Below are 20,479 nucleotides of genomic sequence, written 5' to 3' on the forward strand. Positions count from 1 at the left end.
GGTAAAGTGCCCATTCACATTATTGACAGGCGCCTGAATCCGGGCGGCAAGAGTCTTGAGAACCGGCAGCGGTTCTTGCGTCGGGCCAAATCCCTGGTGCAGGGCGCCGTCAAGAAGACCTCGCAGGAACGCGACATCAAGGACGTCCTGGAGGGAGGGGAAGTCACGATCCCCCTCGACGGCATGCACGAGCCGCGCTTCCGCCGCGAAGGCGGAACGCGCGACATGGTGCTGCCCGGCAACAAGAAGTTCATCGAGGGCGACTATCTGCAGCGCTCCGGGCAGGGCAGCGCCAAGAATTCCGGCCCCGGCGAAGGCGACGGCGAAGACGCCTTCCGCTTCGTGCTGTCCCGGGACGAGTTCGTCGACCTCTTCCTCGACGATCTTGAGTTGCCCGATCTTGCCAAGCGCAAGGTCGCGCAGACCGAGAGCGAGGGTATCCAGCGCGCCGGATACACCACGTCGGGTTCGCCCGCCAATATTTCGGTGGGCCGGACTGTGCGGCGCGCGATGGCGCGTCGTATCGCGCTCAAGCGTCCCAGCAAGGAGGAGATCGAGGAACTGGAAGCCGCGATCGCCGCCTGCACGGACGAGGACGAACGTCTGGTGCTGCTCGACCAGCTCGAAAAGCTGAAGGCGAAGACCAAGCGCATACCCTTCATCGATCCGCTCGACATCCGCTATCGCCGCTTCGAGACGGTGCCGAAGCCGGTGGCGCAGGCCGTGATGTTTTGCCTGATGGACGTCTCGGGCTCGATGTCCGAGCACATGAAGGATCTCGCCAAGCGCTTCTATATGCTGCTCTACGTGTTCCTGAAGCGCCGCTACAAGCACGTCGACATCGTCTTCATCCGCCATACCGACCGCGCCGAGGAAGTCGACGAGCAAACGTTCTTCTATGGCCCGGCTTCCGGCGGCACGCTCGTCTCCAGTGCGCTGCAGGCGATGCACGAGATCGTGCGCGAGCGCTTCAATCCGTCGGACTGGAACATCTATGCCGCGCAGGCCTCCGACGGCGACAATTCCTATTCCGACGGTGAGCTCACGGGGCTCCTGCTGACCGACAAGATCCTGCCGGTCTGCCAGTTCTTTGCCTATCTCGAGGTCGGGGAATCCGGCGGCAGCGCCTTCGATCTCTCCGACTCCTCGCTGTGGAGCCTGTACGAGCGCTTGCGCAACAGCGGCGAACCGCTCTCGATGCGCAAGGTCTCAGAGCGCAGCGAGATCTTTCCGGTGTTTCACGACCTGTTCCAGCGCCGGGAAACCAGTCAGGAGAAAGCCGCGCCATGACGGAGCGATTGTTCGAAGGCGCCGATTGGGATTTCCACACCTTGCAGCGCATCACCGACGCCTGCGAGACGGTGGCGATGAAGGATCTGGGGCTCGACGTCTATCCGAACCAGATCGAGGTCATCACCGCCGAGCAGATGCTGGATGCCTACTCCTCCGTCGGCATGCCGCTGTTCTACAAGCACTGGTCCTTCGGCAAGCAGTTCGCGTACCACGAAGCGTCCTACCGCAAGGGCCTGATGGGCCTCGCCTATGAGATCGTGATCAACTCCTCGCCCTGCATCTCCTACCTGATGGAGGAGAACACGGCGACGATGCAGACGCTGGTGATCGCGCATGCTGCCTTTGGTCACAACCACTTCTTCAAGAACAACTATCTGTTCAAGCAGTGGACCGATGCCGAGGGCATTCTGGACTATCTGGATTTCGCCAAGAACTACGTCATGCAATGCGAGGAGCGTTACGGCCGCATCGAGGTCGAGCGCACGCTGGATGCCGCGCATGCGCTGATGTCGCACGGTATCGATCGCTATCCCGGCAAGAAAAAGCTCGATCTGCGCGAGGAAGAGAAGCGGGCAGGGCGCCGCCGTCAGCACGAGGAGGAAGTCTTCAACGACCTCTGGCGGACCGTTCCCAAGGGCGCCTCGAAGACCCGGTCCGCGATCTCGCTGGAGCGGCGCCGCAAGCTGCTCGGCCTGCCGCAGGAAAACCTGCTCTACTTCCTGGAGAAGAGCGCGCCGCGGCTGGCGCCCTGGCAGCGCGAGTTGTTGCGCATCGTCCGCCACATCGCGCAATATTTTTATCCGCAGAGCCAGACCAAGGTGATGAACGAGGGGACGGCGACCTACGTCCACTATCGCATCATGACGCAACTGCACCAGCAGGGCCGCATCACCGACGGCAACTTCCTCGAATTCCTGGGTTCGCACACCAACGTGGTGTTCCAGCCCGAGTTCGACGATCCGCGCTTCTCCGGCTTCAATCCCTATGCGCTCGGCTTCGCGATGATGCAGGACATCGAGCGCATCGTCACCGCCCCGTCGGACGAGGACCGCGAATGGTTCCCCGATATCGCCGGCAAGAACGACGTGATGGGCGTGCTGCGCGACGTCTGGGCCAACTACCGCGACGAGAGTTTTATCGCGCAGTTCCTGAGCCCGAAACTGATGCGGCAGCTCCGCATGTTCCATCTGCACGACGATCCCGAGGAGCGCGCCGGGATCAGGGTCGATGCCATCCACGACGAGCGCGGTTTCCGCCGCGTGCGGCGCGAACTGGCGCGGCAGCACGATGTCGGCTACATCGACGCCAATATCGAGGTGGTCGACGTCGATCTCTCCAGTGACCGCCGCCTGATCCTGCACCACCATGTCATCAAGGGCGCGCAGCTCAACGAAACCGACGCCAAGCGGGTGCTGCAGCATCTCGCCGATCTCTGGACCTACGACGTCTCGCTGATCGAGGTCGATGCCAGCGACAAGGTCCTGCGCGAATATGTCGTGAGCCCGCGCCCGATCACCGCGGCGGCCTGAGGCGAGTTGTTGGCTCGTGATGCTGCGAAACTTCGCCCGCAGCCCATCCTTCGAGACGCGAGCCTCGGGATGGACGGAGCATGCGGCAGCAATCTCGACGGGCAGAGTTGCTGCCTAGCCAAATCCTGAGGCGACCGCGCAACGGCCGTCTCGAAGGACGAGGCGCTTGCTCCGGCTGCTACCCAAGAGCCTAAATCGGCCCGAGAAGCTCTATGCCGATCGCTTTTTCGCCGCCTTCTTCGCCCCGTTCAGCTCCACCGCCGCGCGGATCAGCGCCTTCAACGCTTTCTCGTTGATCTTCTCGCCTTGGCGAATGTCGATCGCGCGCCGCACATTGCCGTCGAGGCTGGAATTGAACAGGCCGGCCGGGTCGTCCAGCGCGGCGCCCTTGGCAAAGGTCAGCTTCACCACCTCCTTGTAGGTCTCGCCGGTGCAGATGATGCCGTCGTGCTCCCACACGGGAACGCCGCGCCATTTCCATTCTTCGATGACATCAGGGACGGCCTGTTTGATCAGGCCGCGAACCCGCGCGAGCATTTCGCCGCGCCAGTCGCCGAGCTCCCTGATCCTGCCGTCGATCAGTTTGGAGGCTGACGCTGCGCCCGCTTCCTTCGCGCCGCCTTTCTTCGCCGCCACCGCCGTCTTCACGATCTTGCCTCGCCGTGCTCGCCGCGACGCTGGCCGAGATAGGGCAACGCGAACAGATAGAGCCCGGTCGCGAGCAAAGGAATCAGCGGGACGAGCGCCAGAAAGCCGATCCAGATGGCCTGGAGCTGCATGGTCATGGCGACGATGTTGGCGACGACGGCAAGGGTGAAGGCGATCGACAGCCAGCGATGGATCTGCCGAATCCATAAGTTCGCGCTCATTGGGTCCTCCTCTAGAACGATCGGACGTGACGCCGGCGGGGCTTAGTCTGCCCGCGCCAGCACCTCGTCCAGCTTGGCCAAAAACTGCTTCCAGCCGGCGTGGGCGCCGCCAAAAGCCTGCTTCTGCGTTGGGCCGAAGCCCGCCTGCTCGACACGCAGATGCGTGCCCGCACGCGTCGGCGTCAACGTGAAGGTCACAATGCTCTTGAGGTCGAACGCGGCGTCCGCATGCGAGAAATTCCAGGTGTAGGCGAGAGTCTTCTGCGGCTCGATGGTGAGCACCTCGCAATCCAGCACGCCGCCCCATTCGCCGCGGAGGTTGAAACGATGACCGACGTCAGGCTTGAAGTCGTTCTTCATCAGCCATTCCTCGATCAGATGCGGCTGCGTCAGCGCGCGCCAGAGCCGCTCGGGCGGAAAGGCAAATTCGCGCTCGATCACGATGGAGCGCGTTTCGCTCGAAGCCTCAGTCATTGGTCCATCCTCTTCAGGAGATCGTCGAGCGCATCGAGCCGCCGTTGCCAGAACGAGGTCATCTGGCCGGTCCAGTCGATCAGCGGATCGAGTGCACCGGGCTGCGCGCTGTAATGGGTCTGCCGTCCCTCATGGCGGTCGCGCACCAGGCCGGCCTGCTTCAATGCGCCGAGATGTTTTGAGACCGCCGGTTGGGACACGCCGGATCGCGCCGTCAGCGCCCCGACCGTCTGCTCGCCCTCGCGGCACAGCCGCTCGAAGATCGCCCGCCTCGTAGGGTCGGCAAGCGTCTTGAACAGGACGTCGGGAGCGGGCGGCATGAATAACCCATAACTGGTAAGTTATGGATTGACTCATAACCGTGGAGTTATGGGTGTGTCAAGCACGTCTCTCGACCGTTATGACGAGCGCAGCGAAACAGTTCCCAATCCCTGCAACGGACGATTCAGGATTGCTTCGCTGCGCTCGCAATGACGGCGAATGTAGCGGCGCCCCCGCCTCAAGGCCGCAGGTACAAATATCCCTGCGATTGCAATTCAGCCAAACGAACCACGCCGCCTTTTTCCGCGCTGACGAAACCCGGCAGCAACTCCTTCAGCGTCACGTTCTGCGCCTTCATCGTGTTGCCGCAGGCGGCGAGTTCGACGCCGCCCTTGGAGAATTCGCCGACGCGCCTGCTGATGTCGGGGTTGGCCTGAGCTGCGTGAAATGCCTTCAGTGCCGGCCCGTGGATCACCAGCGCGATCGTCACGTGATCAGGACCGCCGACGCCGTCGATGTGGTTCTGGATGTTGCCAAGCACGAAATTGACTTTGTCGGCGTCGCTGAGGTGATAGACGACCTTGAGCTTGTCCGATTTGGCCGGCTCGGCCGCCGCCCGGGCGCGCGAGGCGGCCAACGCTGCGCCGAGCGCCGAGACAGTGCTCCACAGGATGTTGCGGCGGTTCATGCTAATCTCCTTCAACTCGCCGCAGGCATATCATTTGTGGCGGAGCGCGGCGAGTTCCTTGCGATCGGTCACGAGCGCGGCGCACTCGCTGTTGTCGGTCCGGTCGAGCCGGAAGATCCCGTCGTCGCTGCCCGCGACCAGCGATCTCTCGGCCTCGTCGTCAGGCCTGTTGTGCAGCCAGACCCTGATGCTCTCGAGCCGTACGATGATGGACTTGTCGTCCCTCGACAGCGCAATTCCGATGCCGCCGCCCTCGCAGTCGACGCCGCAGCCGAGGCGGACCTCGATGCCCTCCCTGGTGAAGACCGTGTGGCGGCAGGAGCCGCTGGAGTCGTAGTCACCGTTGCGGTTGCGATAGCGGAAGCCGAGCCGGAAGGAGTTGTGGAGCTGCATGTCAGCTTCAAAGGTCTCCGCCGAGACGAGCAGCTTCATCGCGGTGACCTGCTGCTTGGGGTGACGTGCCAGATGCTTCGCATCGTAGCGGCGGACGAAGCAAGCATAGGCGGTCTTGCCGGGCGTGCCCGCATACATGCGCGCATTGAAAGCATCGGCTTCGGCCTTCGTGGTCTCGCGGACAGGGTCAGCCTCGTCGGCATGGGCGACGCCGGTGAATGCGGCAAGGACAAGCGGCAGGATGAGGGTAAGCTTCATGGTCGCACCGAACGCGTGAGCCGTTGACGGCCCGCGGCGGGAGGATCGGGGCCGATTGGCAGTTGGTCGCAAGCCATGCGCGGCGCGTTCACGTTCGCTGCTCCCCGGTATCGTCGTCACCGGGGCGACGTCAGACGGATGCACGCAGCGATGCCTTAGTCGCTCCTGGGCCCAGAGCGGTTCAGGGCTGTCGTTCTCTGGAACTCGATATCGGGAGTCCTTCGACGTTGTTCCAGTTCGTCAATGTGATAGCCTTCACAAACGATCGCGTCTCGAGGTCGTAGGGTGGGGCTGCCTTTGCAAGTTTGTGGAGTCCCCGCGCAATGGGCGAAATTCGCAACTTCAGATCCGAGAATCAGGACGAGCCGCCTCCGCACGGCGTTATGCCTCGTCGTCTCGCAGCAATCATTGTCGGTGACATCGCTTCCTACAGCCGCTTGATGCAGGCCGACGAGGAGGGCACGCATGTTCGCGTCAAGAGGATTGAGCGGGACCTCATTCAGCCAAGCATCGTCGAGCACCATGGAGCTCTGGTGAAGACGACGGGCGATGGTTTCATCGCCATTTTCGACAGCCCCGTCGAGGCGGTTCGCTGCAGCATTGTCATTCAACAGAACTTGATCGGTCGCAATGCCACGCTTCCAAAGCACTCGCGGCTGGAATATCGGATCGGCGTCAATCTCGGCGATGTAATCGTGGAGCCCGACGACGTCTACGGCGACGGCGTCAACATTGCCACGCGTATTGAGGGCATTGCCGAGCCCGGCCAAGTCTACATCTCGGGCGCGATCTACGAGCAGATCAAGCACAAGGTGGTGTGCGGCTACGAGTCGCTCGGAGACCGCAAGGTCAAGAACATCACCGATCCGGTTCGCATCTATCGCGTGCTGCCGGATGCAGATGCCGTCGGTAAGACGAGAAGTCAGCGCGAGAACGCGTTGATCTTTTTCCTGGCCATCACGCTGCTCGTCATTGCCGCCGGCGCACTCTGGTATTTGCTGGTGCAACCTGGCGGGAAGGGCGAGCAGGCCGCCGCGCCAACCGTTCCTCTGGCCGCCCCGACCGCAGCTCCGGCCGGGCCGCCGATCCCGCAGCCTTTGCCCAGCGAGGCAGCGACGCAGATACCGCAACCGTCTACCTCACTGGCTTCGGCGCCTTCCTCGCCGACACCGGCGCCAGGCCCCTCCTCGACGCCGCTGCGCGAGCCCGAAATGAACTCCATTCGCGGCGGCAGTTTCGCGATGGGAAGCAATGATGATCCAACCGAGCGCCCCATCCACCAAGTCGCGATCAAGCCGTTCTCGATCGGAAAATATCCGGTCACGGTGCAGGAGTGGAACGAATGCGCCGCCGCCAAGGCGTGCGGGTTCACGGCCACGGGCAAGGACGATAGCCCGGTCGGCAATGTGAGCTGGGCCGACGCTCAGCAATATGCTGCCTGGCTCGCGCAGGCGACGAAGAAGCCGTACCGGCTTCCGAGCGAAGCGGAATGGGAATATGCGGCGCGCGGCGGAACGCAGACCAAATATTGGTGGGGCGACAAGCTCCAGCCGGGTATGGCCGGATGCAAGGATTGCGGCGACCTCGCTGCCGAGCAGCCGGCGAAAGTGGGCAGCTTCAGGCCGAATCCATTCGGGCTCCACGACATGGGCGGCGGCATCGACCAGTGGGTCGAAGACTGCTGGCACAAGAACTATCAGGGTGCGCCGGCCGATGGTTCGGCATGGAGCGGTGGGGACTGCTCATCGCACGTCCTGCGCTCGGGCTCGTGGAAGAACGATTCGAGATATGTGCGGCCGTCCAACCGCGATGGTTACGATACCAACGTCCGTTACCCAACGCATGGATTCCGCGTCGCGCTCAGTCCGTAGGTGCTGGAGTAGCTTCGATGAAGATCAGTCATGGTGTGGTACTGGCGGCGGCGATCGCATTGCTCCCGGGCGCAGCCTACTCGCAAGGGAAGGCCGCGCCAAAGGACGCAAAGCTCTATTTCATCACGCCGCATGATGGACAGAAGGTGCGCGGCGGATTCTGGGTCCGGTTCGGCTTGCGCAACATGGGCGTGACACATGCCGGAGACGACTACCAGAACGCCGGCCATCATCATCTGCTGGTCGACGTCAGCGAGCCCATCGATCCCAAGGAGCCGATCCCGCAGGACAAGTCGCACCTTCATTTCGGGGCTGGGCAGACCGAAACCATGCTGGACCTTCCGCCGGGACCTCACACCCTGCAACTGGTGCTCGGCGACGCCAAGCACTATCCGTTCGAGCCGCCAGTCGTGTCGGAGAAGATCGCGATACGCGTCAGGCCGCCGGCTTCGGCGCGGAGCAAATGATCACCGCAGGCTTGCGTTGAACTTGTCCAGCGCCGCCGAGCCCGGGCACAGCGTGTCGGCTTCCAGCGTGTTGAGCGGGGCCTCGACGGTGTTGAGATGCTCGTGCAGATCTTCCGCATCGGGGTCGACGTACAAAAGCCCGGTGACAATCTGTCCCTTGGCGGCGTGCCTGGCGAGGAAAGTCTGTGCCCCTAACCGGTCATGCGGATCGTAGTCCGCGTCGATCTTGCGCAGCGCGATCTTGCTGCCGTCGTGCTGCTCGACCATTTGCACCGTGCCCGGCGCATAGTCCACCGCAATGGGATCGCGGCCGACCAGCACGTCGAGCCGGTTCACGGCGTCGTTGTGCTCGCGAACATAGTCGAAGCTCTTGGTCGAGCCGGCGTGATTGTTGAAGGCGATGCAGGGGCTGATGACGTCGATGAAGGACGCGCCCTTGTGACGGATCGCCGCCGCGATCAGCGGCACCAGCTGCGTCTTGTCGCCCGAGAACGAGCGCGCCACGAAGGTGGCCCCCAGCTGCAGCGCGATGGCGACGAGGTCGATGGCGTTGTCGGTGTTGGTGACGCCCTTCTTGGATTTTGAGCCGCGGTCGGCGGTTGCCGAAAACTGGCCCTTGGTCAGGCCATAGACCCCGTTGTTCTCGACGATATAGGTCATGTTGACGCCACGCCGGATCGAATGCGCGAACTGGCCGAAGCCGATCGAGGCGGAATCCCCGTCGCCGGAAACGCCGAGATAGATCAGATCGCGGTTGGCGAGGTTGGCGCCGGTCAGCACGCTGGGCATGCGGCCGTGCACGGAGTTGAAGCCGTGCGAATTGCCAAGAAAATAATCCGGCGTCTTCGACGAGCAGCCGATGCCGGAAATCTTCGCAACCCGATGCGGCTCGATCGAGAGTTCGTAGCAGGCCTCGATGATCGAGGCCGTGATCGAGTCGTGGCCGCACCCCGCGCACAGCGTAGAGATCTTGCCTTCGTAGTCGCGATGCGTGTAGCCGAGCTCGTTTTTCTTCAGGCCCGGATGATGGAATTTGGGCTTTGCAATGTAGGTCATGAGTGCACCTGCGATCCCAGCCGCGTCATGGCCGGGCTTGTCCCGGCCATCCACGTCTTGGCGGCAAGGAAGAAAGGCCTGGATGCCCGGGTCAAGCCCGGGCATGGCGAAGGAGAGAGTAAAGCGTATGTCACGACACGGCCTTGCGGAGCGGGGTCACCTTGAGGTGATCCTGGTGGTTGCCAATGGCTTTTGCAATGAAACGGGCGGTAATCGGGGTTCCATCATAGTGCACGATCGGCACCAGCCGGACCGGGTCGATTCCGTTCTCGTTGACGATGAGCTGGCGCAGCTGGCTGTCGCGGTTCTGCTCGACGACGTAGACGAAATCGTGCTCGGCAAGGAAGCTTGCGACGCTGGAGTGGAACGGGAAGGCGCGGATGCGCAGGCGGTCGAGCTGATGTCCGCGCGTTTCCAACAGGCCGATCGCCTCGTCCATCGCCGGCGAGGTCGAGCCGAAATAGATCACGCCGTATTTGGTCTGCCGTTCCGCATTGGCTTGCAACGGCCGCGGCACCATATCCTGCGCGGTCTCGAACTTGCGCATCAGGCGCTGCATGTTGTCGGCGTAGACCGAACCTTCCTCGGAGTAGCGTGCGTAGCGGTCGCGCGACGTGCCGCGCGTGAAGTAGGAGCCCTTGGTCGGATGCGTGCCGGGATAGGTGCGATAGGGAATGCCGTCGCCGTCGACGTCGAGATAGCGGCCGAAGTCCCGGCCCTCGTCCAGCATCTCCGCGGTCATCACCTTGCCGCGGTCGTATTGCTTGGCATCGTCCCATTTCAGGGGCCGGCAGAGCCGATGGTTCATGCCGATGTCGAGGTCGAGCATCAGGAAGATGGTGGTCTGCAGGCGCTCGGCGAGATCGAACGCGGCGGCCGCGAACTCGAAGGCCTCGGCCGGATCTTCCGGGAACAGCAGCACATGCTTGGTGTCGCCGTGCGAGGCATAGGCGCAGGCGATGATGTCGCATTGCTGGGTGCGGGTCGGCATGCCCGTGGAAGGGCCGGCGCGCTGGATGTTCATGATGACGGCCGGGATCTCGGCGAAGTAGGAGAGCCCGATGAACTCGGTCATCAGCGAGATGCCGGGGCCCGATGTTGCGGTGAAGGCGCGGGCGCCGTTCCAGGACGCGCCGATCACGATGCCGATCGAGGCCAGCTCGTCCTCGCCTTGCACGATCGCATACTTGGCTTTGCCCGTTTCAGGATCGTGCCGGAATTTCTTGCAATGCGCGGTGAAAGCCTCCGCCACCGACGAGGACGGTGTGATCGGATACCAGGCGCATACGGTCGCGCCGCCATAGACGGCGCCGAGCGCGGCGGCGCTGTTGCCCTCGATGAAGATGCGGTCGCCGACCTTGTCGGACTTCTTGATGCGCAGTCCCAGCGGGCATTTCAGGTTCTGCAGCGCCCAGTCGCGTCCGAGATGCAGCGCGTGGACGTTCGAGGAGAGCAGCTTCTCCTTGCCCTTGTACTGCTCGCCGATCAGTTGCTCGATCAGCTTCGGATCCATGTCGAGCAGCGCCGAGAGCGCGCCGAGATAGATGATGTTCTTGAACAGCTGGCGCTGGCGCGGATCGGTATAGGTCGAATTGGTGATCGCGGTGAGGGGGACGCCGATCACGGTGATGTCGTCGCGGAATTTGGTCGACGGCATCGGCTTGGTGGAATCGTAGAACAGATAGCCGCCGGGCTCGATGCCGGCGACGTCCTTGTCCCAGGTTTGCGGGTTCATCGCCACCATCATGTCGACACCGCCGCGGGCGCCGAGATGGCCGTCTTCCGTCACCCGCACCTCGTACCAGGTCGGCAGGCCCTGGATGTTGGAGGGGAAGATGTTGCGGGGGGACACCGGCACGCCATGGCGCAGGATCGCGCGCGCGAACATCTCGTTGGCGCTGGCCGAGCCCGAGCCGTTGACGTTGGCGAAACGAACGACGAAGTCGTTTACGCTGCTGAGCGGCTTTTTGTCGGACATGATGATCCCGCGTGAGTCATTTCGATGAGATATTTCTGCATGTCCCAGGCTCCGGTGGGACAACGCTCGGCGCACAGCCCGCAATGCAGGCAGACATCCTCGTCCTTGACCATCACGCGCCCGGTCTTGAGGTCGCTGGAGACGTAAAGGTCCTGGTCGGGGTGCAGCGACGGCGCCTTCAGCCGTTGGCGCAGGTCGGCTTCCTCGCCATTTTGCGTGAAGGTGATGCAGTCCATCGGGCAGATGTCGACGCAGGCGTCGCACTCGATGCAGAGCGAGGTCGAGAACACGGTCTGGACGTCGCAGTTCAGGCAGCGCTCGGCTTCGCCGAGCGCGAGCTTGACGTCGTAGCCGAGCTCGACTTCGGTGCGGATGTCCTTCAGCGCGATCACCTTGTCGCGATGCGGCACCTTGAAGCGCTTGTCGTTGGAGATGTCGTTGTCATAGCTCCATTCGTGGATGCCCATCTTCTGCGAGGAGACATGCACCTCCGGCAGCGGGCGCTCGGTGATGTCCTCGCCCGAAAGCATCTTGTGGATCGACAGCGCGGCGTCATGGCCCTGAGCTACCGCCCAGATGATGTTCTTCGGTCCGAACGCGGCGTCGCCGCCGAAGAACACCTTTGGATTGGTCGAGACGAAGGTCTTCGGGTCGACCTTGGGCATGTGCCATTTGTCGAACTCGATGCCGCAATCCTGCTCGATCCAGGGGAAAGCGTTCTCCTGGCCGACGGCGACCAGCACGTCGTCGCATGCGAAGGTCTGGTCGGGCTCGCCCGAGGGCACGAGATTGCGGCGACCCTTGGCATCATATTCGGCCTTCACCTTCTGGAAGGTGATGCCGGTGAGCTTGCCGTTGTCGTGAATGAAGGCAACGGGCACGAGAAAATTGAGGATCGGAATGTCCTCGTGGATCGCGTCTTCCTTCTCCCACGGTGAGGCCTTCATCTCCTCGAAGCCGGACCGCACGACGACCTTAACGTCCTCGCCGCCGAGGCGGCGCGCGGTGCGGCAGCAATCCATCGCGGTGTTGCCGCCGCCGAGCACGATGACGCGCTTGCCGATCTTGTCGGTATGGCCGAACGAGACCGAGGACAGCCAGTCGATGCCGATGTGGATGTTGGCGGCGGCCTCTTTCCGGCCGGGAATGTCCAGCTCGCGGCCGCGCGGCGCGCCGGTGCCGACGAAGATCGCGTCATACTTCTCCGCGAGCAGCGCCTTCATGCTCTCGATGCGGTGACCGCCCTTGAACTCGACGCCGAGACCCAGGATGTAACCGGTCTCCTCGTCGATCACCGAATCGGGCAGGCGGAATTTCGGGATCTGCGAGCGCATCATGCCGCCGGCCCGGGGATCGCCGTCGAACACCGTGCAGTGATAGCCGAGCGGCGCGAGATCGCGCGCCACCGTCAGCGATGCCGGGCCGCCGCCGACGAAGGCAACACGCTTGCCGTTCTTCGCCGAGAGGCGCGGCAGGCGCTGCTTGATGTCGTCCTTGAAATCGGCGGCAACGCGCTTGAGCCGGCAGATCGCGACAGGTGTTTCCTCGACGCGTCCGCGCCGGCACGCTGGCTCGCAGGGACGATCGCAGGTGCGGCCCAGAATTCCGGGAAACACGTTCGATTTCCAATTGATCATGTAGGCGTCGCTGTAGCGGCCTTGTGCGATCAGTCGGATGTATTCGGGAACGGGGGTGTGCGCAGGACAGGCCCATTGGCAATCGACCACTTTGTGAAAGTAGTCGGGGGCCGCGATATCGGTCGGTTTCATTCCTACCCTGTCCGCGCAGGCTCAAAGACCCGGCGGCCTCTTTTGTTTGAGCTTGGCGAGCGCTTAACGCGCTTTGATCTGGTTTCTGAATGACGTCATTGGGTTAGCTTATTAGAACCTTTCCGAAGTACAACGGCAAAGTTCTGCGCCTCCCCGCTTTCATGGGAGCCAAGCGCGCACAGCATTAACGGCGGCGCGATGCGTGCGGTGCAATATGCTGCGATGCATATGTCGAAGGTCTCGTGCCCCGGACGCGGCGCAGCGTCTCCACGGCTCTGCGCAGCAACGCTCGCGCGTTGCGGCGCGTTCGGGACACGAAAGCAATGCGCATCAGACCTGCGCGATGTCGCTCTTTGCGAGATCCCACATCAGGCTGTAGGTGCCGACCGAGACCGGCGGCGGAAGGGGTGATGCGGCCGGGCCGGTGAAGCGTTCGGCAATCACGGCCGAGACCGCGCCGACATGCGTACCGTCGATCAGCACGAGCCAGTCGCGCGCGCCTTCATTGCGCACCGCCGGAATGTCTGCCGTTGCGCCCGACAATTCGGGCTCGCTCTCCAGCAGATGCATGGAGATGATGCCGTCGCGTTGCTCCGGCGCCAGCTTTTCTTGCAGTGCATCACGCCATGCTGTTGCATTGTCGGGCGTCGGTCGCAGGCGCACCACGCCGAGCGCAGCGCCCCGGCCCGTGCCCTTGCTGATGGTGATGCGCGCGACCACGCGCAGCATGTCCTTGAAATGCGCCATGCTCCGCCGCGACCATTCGGTCTGATTGGCGAGCCGCGCCCGGTAAGCGGGACTGTCGAGCACGTCGAGCGTCGCGGTGGAATACAGCGAGAGATATTTGGGATTGGCGGCGTGCGCGACATAGCGCCGCGCCTCCAGGAAGCCGTCGATCGCGACGCGCTCTTCCAGATGCTCGCGATCGTACCAGCGGTTGAAATCGGCCTCATCGGCTGCGTCGATGGTCATCGACGTCAGCAGCATGCCCTTTCCGGCGAGCGGCATTTTCTTGTTGTCCTGTTTTGCGCGTCAGCGCGCAGCCTTCGACGCGAGGTCGGCGATCGACTTCATCACCGCGTCTCGCACGCCGCCATCATAGAGCGAATGTCCGGCTTCTTCCACGAGGCGAATTTCGGAACCCGGCCACGCTTTCGCGAGCGCGTGCGATGTCCGAGGAGGGCACAACAGGTCGTAGCGGCCCTGCACGATAATGCCGGGAATGTCGGCGAGCCGGTCCGCGTTCCGCAGTAGCTGATCTTCGCTCATGAAGCTGTCGTTGATGAAGTAATGCGCCTCCATGAACGGCGTCGCCGGCAGCGTGCGCCAGACGTTCAGCGACGTCAGGTCCAGCCGCGTCTTCGCCGGCTTGTGCTCCGATAGGGCGCGCTCGGTGTCGTGCCAGGCGCGGGCCGCCGGTCCGTGCACGGCCGGATCGGCATCGAGGATGCGGCGATAATAGGCTTGCACCGGATGCGCGCGTTCCTCGGGCGGCAGCACGCTCAGAAAATCCTCGGAGAGTGCGGGATAGAATTGCGGCAGCCGCTCCGTGAAAGCCGTCTCGACTTCCGCTCGGGTCCCGAGGAACGTCGCGCGGAGCGCAATGCCGGAGACGCGCTCGGGATGGGCCTGCGCATATGCCAGCGCCAGCGTCGCGCCCCAGGAGCCGCCGACCACCATCCAGCGTTCGAAGCCGAATCTTTCGCGGATCTTCTCCATGTCCGCGATCAGATGCGCCGTGGTGTTGTGCTCGCGCGATCCCTTGGGCCGGCTGCGGCCGCAGCCGCGCTGGTCGAACAGCACCGCATGCATCCGCTCGGGATCGAACAGCCGGCGATGGTCGGGCTGGCAGCCGCTGCCGGGCCCGCCATGCAGATAGACCGCCGGAAAGCCGTCGCTGCGGCCGACGCTCTCGACATAGAGCTCATGGCCGTCGCCGACGTCGAGCATGTCGGAGGTCAGCGGCGCAAAGGGATCGGCACGCCTTCCAGTTTCTTTGGCCGCTGTGCCCGCGTCGGCGTCAGGCGCCATTCTCGGATTCCAGGGTGCCGCCGGCGAAGTTGCGATAGAGGAAGCGGTTGGTCTCGCCCTCGGCCTCGGCTTCCGCCTGCTTGAAGATGGTCTCGTGCAGCGGTGACAGCGCGCAAGCGGGGTCGGTGTTGGCGGCATCGCCCGTCAGCGCGAAGGCCTGGCAGCGGCAGCCGCCGAAATCGATCTCGCGGAATTCGCAGGACTTGCACGGCTCCTTCATCCAGCCGGTGCCGCGATAGCGATTGAAGGCTTCGGAGTTCTGCCAGATCCAGGCGATCGAATGATTGGAGCGCACCGATTCGAAGTCGAGCCCGGTGATGCTTTCGGCGGCGTGACAGGGCAGCACCTTGCCGGCCGGAGAGATGTTGAAGAACTGCCGTCCCCAGCCGCCCATGCACTTCTTCGGGCGCAGTGCGTAGTAATCGGGGACCACGTAGTCGATCGTCAGCCGGCCCTTCAGCCGCTCGCGCGCCGCCTCGACGATTTCAGTGCACTCGTCGAGTTGCGCGACCGTCGGCATCAGCGCAGCGCGATTCTTCAGCGCCCAGCCGTAATACTGGACATTGGCGACCTCGAGCCGGTCGGCGTCGAGATCGACGGACATCTGGATGATATCAGGCAGCTGATGCAGGTTTTGTCGATGCATCACCGCATTCACGGTGAGCGGCAGATCGAGCTCGCGCGTCCATTTTGCGACCTCGAGCTTCTTGCGGTGGCCGCCCTTGTAGCCGGCGACGCGATCGGCGAGGCTTTCCTCGATGCCCTGGAAAGAGATCTGCACATGGCAGAGCCCGGCATCGGCAAGTTCGCCGAGCTTCTCGCGCGTCAGCAGCACGGCCGAAGTGATGAGGTTGGTGTAGAGCCCAACGTCGCTGGCGTGCTTGACGAGCTCGACGAGGTCCTTGCGCGCCGTCGGCTCGCCGCCGGAGAAATGCACCTGCAGCACGCCGATCTCGGCGAGCTCGCTCAGCACCTTCTTCCATTCATCCGTGGTCAGCTCCTTGCCCGAGCGATCGAGCTCGACCGGATTGGAGCAATAGGGGCATTGCAGCGGGCAGCGGTGGGTGATCTCGAGCAGTACGGCCAGCGGAATGCCAAAGGTCTCCGCCGTGGCGCGGCTCTTCTCCAGCACCGCGAGGCTGTCGCTCGCATCGGGCGGGATCACGGGATTGCCGAGCACATCGCTCATGACGTCTTCTCCCGGGCTTCCGTGAGAAAGCCCTTGTCGGCGAGATCCTGCAGCATAGCGATGACGTCGGCCAGAATTGCCTCGCGCGGCGCGGCGTACTTCGCCGCCAGCTGATCGGCGACGTCGCCGACCTTGCGCTCGCCGTTGCAGAGCTGCAAGACCTCGACCGCGATCTCGTCCGGTGCCAGCACGCGTTCCGGCGCCAGGATCACCCAGACTTTCCGCGTCTCGTCATATTTGAGCTTGGCATGCCGCGGCAGCACCGGGCGGCTCGCCTCGCTGACGCTGATGTTCCGCGGCCCGGCCATTCCAGCTCCTCTTCAGCCCGCTTTGGGCACGAACGCGCCCGGGGGAATATTACCCTCGACATAGGCGTGCTGGAGCGCATCCAACTGCACCCACAGCACGTTGGTCTTGAAGATCAGCGCATTGCAGACCGAGGCGCGCTCTTCCGGCGTCCGTGCATGTGCCTTGACGTAGTCGAGCGCGAAATTGGCATCGCGCGGGGCCTGCGTCAGGCGGCGCTTGAAGTAGCTCATGATGTCGGGATTGACGAAGTCGTAATGCTCCAGCATGCCGGCGATGCGCTCTTCATGCAGGTTCGGCGCGAACAGCTCGGTCAGCGAGGAGGCGATCGCCTCCAGCGGGCTCTTTTCGCGGCAGTAATGGACGTAAGCCTCCACCGCAAAGCGCGTCGCCGGCAGAATGCCTTCGGTCGATTCCACGTAAGCCGTGTCGAGCCCGAGGCCCTCGGTCAGCTTGATCCAGCGCTCGATGCCGCCCTCGCTGCCGACATCGCCGTCATGGTCCTCGATGCGGTGGCGCCACTCCAGGCGCGTAGCGCGGTCGCGGAAGCGCGAGATCACCACCGCGTCCTTGATCGGGATCGTGCTCTGATAGTAGTAGCGGTTCAGCGCCCAGGCCTGCACCTGGCCCTTGTTCAGCTTGCCGCCGTGCAGCAGCTTATGGAACGGGTGCAGGCTGTGATAGCGCGTCGCCCCGATATGGCGCAGCGCCGCCTCGAGCTCTTCGGCCGAGTTGAGCTTGATATCCTTGCCGATCGAGAGCGCGGTCATTCCCGTCATTGAGGTCGCATTCACAGCACGATCTCCGTTCCATCCGCCGGTATCTGCCAGCCCGCCGCCTCGGCGGCCTTGCGCTCGGGCGAGGCAGGCAGCAGCGCCGGGTTCGAGTTATTGATATGCAGAAATATCTTCCTGTCGATACTAAGGTCGGCCAGCCGCGCGATGGCGCCGGCGTCGCCGGACATGGCGACGTGTCCCATGCTCCGGCCGGTCTTGTGGCCTAGCCCGGCCTTGATCATCTCGTCGTCCTGCCACACCGTGCCATCGAAGAACACCAGCGACGCGCCGTCGATCGCGGCCTTGAGCGCGTCGGTCACCTCGGCGCAGGCAGCGATGAAGTAGAAACATTTGCCGGTCGCCTTGTCGGTGATCTTCAGGCCCAGCGTGTCGCCATCGCCGCTCTCGCCGCCGGGATGCGCCTTGCCTTCCAGATACCAAGCCGACTTGCCCGGCACGGCGAAGGGCAGCACTTCCAGTCCGGAGCGCGCACCGTCGGGAAGGCGCGGCTCGAACGGCTCATTGATGCCGATCGGCTGGCGCCGCACGTGCTTCTCGTTCAGCACGTTGAAGATGCTGTTGCTGGCAAGGATCGCCAGCACTTTGTCGTGCGCGTAGATCGTGAACGGTGAGCTCTCGCGCATCGACAGCAGGCCGGCCACTGCATCCACTTCGCTGTTGGTCAGGATCACACCTGCGACGGGCGTATGGCGCAGCACCCCGGCCTTGGGGTGCAATTGAGGCGTGGCATTCAGTTGCTGGCGCAGGTCCGGGGAGGCGTTGATCAGGAACCAATGCTCGCCGTCGCCGCTGAATGCGACCGAGGCCTGGGTTCTCTGGAGTTCGTGACCGTTCGCACGGGCCGCTCGGCAGCCCTCGCAGCCGCAATTCCATTGCGGCACTCCGCCGCCGGCTGCGGCGCCCAGGACGACGACGCGAAGCATGATCCGTCTCCTGGAAGCAACGTCGCCAGGTGGATCTCAGGCCGACACGCTTTTTGTCTTTCGGACACCTGTCGTGACCGAAACGACGCGGGTCGGAAGATCCACCTGCGCAGAACGCAAACTCACCAACCGCTTACTTGCGGGTGGCGCTCACATACATGTTGATTTCCATGCCGCAGGGCACTTCGACGATCTTCGGGGCTTTCCAGGCCATTTTGGCACTCCATTGTTCGCGAATTCGGACGTATCCGCCCAATCGTTAAGTTAGTGCGCGCTGAGAAGTTCGCCAGTGAAATTTTCCCGAGACGTCCATGTTGCGCCGCGAAAAACGCCTTGGGAACACCACTTCTGAGGCGCTGCCTTGCGTCCGGCGCATTCGGTCGCGAACCCTGTCCTGATAAAGCAGTTGTGAGTGCAGTGCAGCTTTCATTCCGGTACAGGCGGACCCAACTGGATCCTGATGATGCCCAGATATTTCTTCAACACCCGTATCGACGACGAATTGATCGTGGATCCCGAAGGCGAGGAGCTGCGCAATCCCGACCACGCCTGGGAGGTGGCCCGCCAGATGATCCTGGAGGTGGTGAAGTCCGAGGGCACCCAGCGCGCCCTGCTGGACGCCGTGATCGAGGTGACCGACGGCGAAGGCGAGATCGTGCTCGAGTTCCCCTTTACCGAGGCCCTTTTGGACATTCCCGACAAGTCCGCAACCCTGCATTAGCCGGACCGGTTTGCGCGAAGAGCGGCTCGCCGCTTCCCACCGTCATTGCGAGCAGCCCATGCGGCGAAGCCATCCAGGCTGCCTCTCCGGAGGCAGTCTGGATGGCCTCTCTCTTCGCTCGCAAGGACGGAGGTATCCCTGCGAAATCCGCATGGCTTTGCCGCGTTCCCGGCGCTAAAAGACGCCGGTTACACGGAGCAAGCCATGCAAGATCTCTGGCGCCTGTCGGCCGCCGACCTCGCCACCCTCGTCAGGTCCAAAAAGGTGTCCGCCAGGGAGGCCGCCAAGGCCGGGCTCGCCCGGCTCGATGCCGTCAATCCCCAACTGAACGCGGTGATCGACCACAGGCCGGACGACGTGCTCAAACAGGCCGACGCGGTCGATGCCGCCATCGCCAGAGGCGAGGACCCCGGCGTGCTCGCCGGCGTGCCCGTTACCATCAAGGCCAATGTCGACCAGGAGGGCTTTGCTACCACCAACGGCCTGAAGCTGCAGCGCGATTTGATCGCGCGCGAGGACAATCCGGTGGTCGCCAATTTCCGCAAGGCCGGCGCGATTCTCCTTGGGCGCACCAATTGCCCGGCCTTCTCCTATCGCTGGTTCACGACCAATCTGGTCCATGGCGACACCAAGAACCCCCGCGACGCCTCGCTGACCCCGGGCGGCTCCTCGGGCGGCGCCGGTTCGGCAGTCGCGGCCGGCATCGGCCATATCGCCCACGGCACCGACATCGCCGGCTCGATCCGCTACCCCGCCTATGCCTGCGGCGTCCACGGCCTGCGCCCGACGCTCGGCCGCATTCCCGCCTTCAACCCGGCGCTGCCGGAGCGCCCGATCGGACCGCAGATCATGGCGGTCTCGGGCCCGCTGGCGCGCACCGTCAACGACATCAGGATTTCGCTGGCGGCGATGTCGGCCCGCGACATCCGCGACCCCTGGTATGTGCCGGCCCCGCTGGAAGGCCCCGCCCGGGACAAGCGTGCCGCGCTCTGCCTCAATCCGGACGGCCTTGCCACCACGCCCGAAGTGAAGGCGGCGGTGATCGATGCCGGCAAGCGGCTAGAGCGCGCCGGCTGGACGGTCGAGACGATCGAAAACACGCCGTCGATGCGCGAAGCTGTCGAGTGGCAGATCAAGCTCTGGCTGGGCGACGGCTATGAGGCCCAGCTGGAGATGGCCGAGCGCGAGGGCGATCCCGGTGCGCTGGCGTGCCTGCGCGGCAACCGCGCCAGGGTCACGCCGATGGACCAGGCCAATTACGCCAAAGCGCTGACCCGAAGAGCCACGCTGACCCGCGACTGGATGCTATTCTTCGAAAAATACGCCGTGCTGCTGACGCCGGTGTCCGGCGAGCTGCCGTTCCCCGATCATCTCGACCGCAAGGACGAGGCCTCCTTCAAGCGGGTCTGGGAAGCGCAGCTGCCGCAGATCGCAATTCCCTTCATGGGTCTGCCGGGGCTCGTGGTCTCCACCGGTCTGGTCGGCAAGGCGCCGGTCGGCGTGCACATCGTCTCCGGCCGTTATCGCGAGGATCTCTGCCTGCTCGCGGGCGAGGCGATCGAGGCCGGCGGCGTGCCGCCGTCGCCGATCGACCCCATGGGTTAGC

The 20,479-nt window shown here is 63.7% G+C and carries 22 protein-coding genes; 6 read left to right on the forward strand and 16 right to left on the reverse strand.

What is annotated here, in order from left to right; genetic code table 11:
* Nucleotides 1-12: 12 nt before the first annotated feature.
* Together JQ580_RS17730 and JQ580_RS17735 are read left to right on the forward strand one after the other, a co-directional pair.
* Nucleotides 13-1,290, forward strand: a complete 1,278-nt coding sequence (locus tag JQ580_RS17730; RefSeq protein WP_212281707.1) for a YeaH/YhbH family protein — start codon at nucleotides 13-15, stop codon at nucleotides 1,288-1,290.
* Complete coding sequence (locus tag JQ580_RS17735; protein ID WP_212281342.1) at nucleotides 1,287-2,822, forward strand: SpoVR family protein; 1,536 nt, start codon at nucleotides 1,287-1,289, stop codon at nucleotides 2,820-2,822. The genes JQ580_RS17730 and JQ580_RS17735 overlap by 4 nt, the downstream gene beginning before the upstream one ends.
* Before the next feature lie 210 nt (nucleotides 2,823-3,032).
* Here JQ580_RS17735 and JQ580_RS17740 read toward each other — a convergent pair whose 3' ends face one another.
* The 6 genes from JQ580_RS17740 to JQ580_RS17765 all read right to left on the reverse strand — a co-directional run bounded on the left by JQ580_RS17740 (nucleotide 3,033) and on the right by JQ580_RS17765 (nucleotide 5,765).
* On the reverse strand, nucleotides 3,033-3,470 hold the full coding sequence (locus JQ580_RS17740; protein ID WP_311982460.1) for a DUF1801 domain-containing protein: 438 nt from the start codon (nucleotides 3,468-3,470) through the stop codon (nucleotides 3,033-3,035).
* Nucleotides 3,467-3,691, reverse strand: a complete 225-nt coding sequence (locus JQ580_RS17745) for a hypothetical protein (RefSeq protein WP_212281343.1) — start codon at nucleotides 3,689-3,691, stop codon at nucleotides 3,467-3,469. The genes JQ580_RS17740 and JQ580_RS17745 overlap by 4 nt, the downstream gene beginning before the upstream one ends.
* Before the next feature lie 42 nt (nucleotides 3,692-3,733).
* Nucleotides 3,734-4,165, reverse strand: a complete 432-nt coding sequence (locus JQ580_RS17750; RefSeq protein WP_212281344.1) for an SRPBCC family protein — start codon at nucleotides 4,163-4,165, stop codon at nucleotides 3,734-3,736.
* The gene (locus JQ580_RS17755) at nucleotides 4,162-4,485 is read right to left on the reverse strand and encodes an ArsR/SmtB family transcription factor (RefSeq protein WP_212281345.1); all 324 of its coding nucleotides are present in this window, start codon (nucleotides 4,483-4,485) and stop codon (nucleotides 4,162-4,164) included. The genes JQ580_RS17750 and JQ580_RS17755 overlap by 4 nt, the downstream gene beginning before the upstream one ends.
* A 179-nt stretch (nucleotides 4,486-4,664) precedes the next feature.
* A complete protein-coding gene (locus JQ580_RS17760; protein WP_212281346.1) occupies nucleotides 4,665-5,114 on the reverse strand; it encodes a DsrE family protein in 450 nt (149 codons plus the stop codon).
* A gap of 30 nt (nucleotides 5,115-5,144) precedes the next feature.
* A complete protein-coding gene (locus tag JQ580_RS17765) occupies nucleotides 5,145-5,765 on the reverse strand; it encodes a hypothetical protein (protein WP_212281347.1) in 621 nt (206 codons plus the stop codon).
* A 323-nt stretch (nucleotides 5,766-6,088) separates the two neighbouring features.
* Here JQ580_RS17765 and JQ580_RS17770 point away from each other — a divergent pair, with 323 nt between their 5' ends.
* Both JQ580_RS17770 and JQ580_RS17775 read left to right on the forward strand, forming a co-directional pair.
* The gene (locus tag JQ580_RS17770; RefSeq protein WP_212281348.1) at nucleotides 6,089-7,636 is read left to right on the forward strand and encodes an SUMF1/EgtB/PvdO family nonheme iron enzyme; all 1,548 of its coding nucleotides are present in this window, start codon (nucleotides 6,089-6,091) and stop codon (nucleotides 7,634-7,636) included.
* A gap of 17 nt (nucleotides 7,637-7,653) precedes the next feature.
* Complete coding sequence (locus tag JQ580_RS17775) at nucleotides 7,654-8,103, forward strand: DUF4399 domain-containing protein (protein WP_212281349.1); 450 nt, start codon at nucleotides 7,654-7,656, stop codon at nucleotides 8,101-8,103.
* On the opposite strand, the gene JQ580_RS17780 is transcribed toward JQ580_RS17775, so the two are convergent.
* The 10 genes from JQ580_RS17780 to pqqA form a co-directional block, all read right to left on the reverse strand.
* Nucleotides 8,104-9,159 (reverse strand): 2-oxoacid:ferredoxin oxidoreductase subunit beta, encoded by a 1,056-nt coding sequence (locus tag JQ580_RS17780; protein ID WP_212281350.1) that lies wholly within the window; start codon nucleotides 9,157-9,159, stop codon nucleotides 8,104-8,106. It abuts the gene before it with no gap.
* 130 nt (nucleotides 9,160-9,289) lie between these two features.
* On the reverse strand, nucleotides 9,290-11,137 hold the full coding sequence (locus JQ580_RS17785) for a 2-oxoacid:acceptor oxidoreductase subunit alpha (protein ID WP_212281351.1): 1,848 nt from the start codon (nucleotides 11,135-11,137) through the stop codon (nucleotides 9,290-9,292).
* Nucleotides 11,107-12,906: an FAD-dependent oxidoreductase gene (locus JQ580_RS17790; protein ID WP_212281352.1), complete on the reverse strand. Its 1,800-nt coding sequence runs from the start codon at nucleotides 12,904-12,906 to the stop codon at nucleotides 11,107-11,109. Before JQ580_RS17790 ends, JQ580_RS17785 begins: the two co-directional genes overlap by 31 nt.
* A gap of 330 nt (nucleotides 12,907-13,236) precedes the next feature.
* Nucleotides 13,237-13,914 (reverse strand): DUF4286 family protein, encoded by a 678-nt coding sequence (locus JQ580_RS17795; protein ID WP_212281353.1) that lies wholly within the window; start codon nucleotides 13,912-13,914, stop codon nucleotides 13,237-13,239.
* 24 nt (nucleotides 13,915-13,938) lie between these two features.
* The gene (gene pip / locus JQ580_RS17800; RefSeq protein ID WP_212281354.1) at nucleotides 13,939-14,937 is read right to left on the reverse strand and encodes a prolyl aminopeptidase; all 999 of its coding nucleotides are present in this window, start codon (nucleotides 14,935-14,937) and stop codon (nucleotides 13,939-13,941) included.
* Entirely contained in the window at nucleotides 14,927-16,126 is a 1,200-nt protein-coding gene (pqqE, locus tag JQ580_RS17805; RefSeq protein WP_212281355.1) for a pyrroloquinoline quinone biosynthesis protein PqqE, read from the reverse strand. Before pqqE ends, pip begins: the two co-directional genes overlap by 11 nt.
* Nucleotides 16,123-16,434 carry a pyrroloquinoline quinone biosynthesis peptide chaperone PqqD gene (gene pqqD / locus JQ580_RS17810; RefSeq protein WP_212281356.1) on the reverse strand — a complete coding sequence of 104 codons (312 nt, stop codon included), beginning with the start codon at nucleotides 16,432-16,434 and terminating at the stop codon, nucleotides 16,123-16,125. The genes pqqE and pqqD overlap by 4 nt, the downstream gene beginning before the upstream one ends.
* A 12-nt stretch (nucleotides 16,435-16,446) precedes the next feature.
* On the reverse strand, nucleotides 16,447-17,202 hold the full coding sequence (pqqC, locus tag JQ580_RS17815) for a pyrroloquinoline-quinone synthase PqqC (RefSeq protein WP_249134273.1): 756 nt from the start codon (nucleotides 17,200-17,202) through the stop codon (nucleotides 16,447-16,449).
* A 20-nt stretch (nucleotides 17,203-17,222) separates the two neighbouring features.
* Nucleotides 17,223-18,152, reverse strand: coding sequence for a pyrroloquinoline quinone biosynthesis protein PqqB (pqqB, locus tag JQ580_RS17820; RefSeq protein ID WP_212281358.1), 930 nt, complete (start codon nucleotides 18,150-18,152; stop codon nucleotides 17,223-17,225).
* A gap of 133 nt (nucleotides 18,153-18,285) precedes the next feature.
* The gene (gene pqqA, locus JQ580_RS17825) at nucleotides 18,286-18,366 is read right to left on the reverse strand and encodes a pyrroloquinoline quinone precursor peptide PqqA (RefSeq protein WP_007595659.1); all 81 of its coding nucleotides are present in this window, start codon (nucleotides 18,364-18,366) and stop codon (nucleotides 18,286-18,288) included.
* Between the two features lie 249 nt (nucleotides 18,367-18,615).
* On the opposite strand from pqqA, the gene JQ580_RS17830 reads away from it, so the two are divergent.
* The gene (locus JQ580_RS17830) at nucleotides 18,616-18,873 is read left to right on the forward strand and encodes a DUF6894 family protein (RefSeq protein WP_162308710.1); all 258 of its coding nucleotides are present in this window, start codon (nucleotides 18,616-18,618) and stop codon (nucleotides 18,871-18,873) included.
* A gap of 204 nt (nucleotides 18,874-19,077) precedes the next feature.
* Entirely contained in the window at nucleotides 19,078-20,478 is a 1,401-nt protein-coding gene (locus tag JQ580_RS17835) for an amidase family protein (RefSeq protein WP_212281359.1), read from the forward strand.
* Nucleotide 20,479: the final 1 nt, after the last annotated feature.

The organism is Bradyrhizobium sp. SZCCT0148 (genome assembly GCF_018129985.1).
Taxonomy (GTDB): Bacteria; Pseudomonadota; Alphaproteobacteria; order Rhizobiales; family Xanthobacteraceae; genus Bradyrhizobium; species Bradyrhizobium japonicum_H.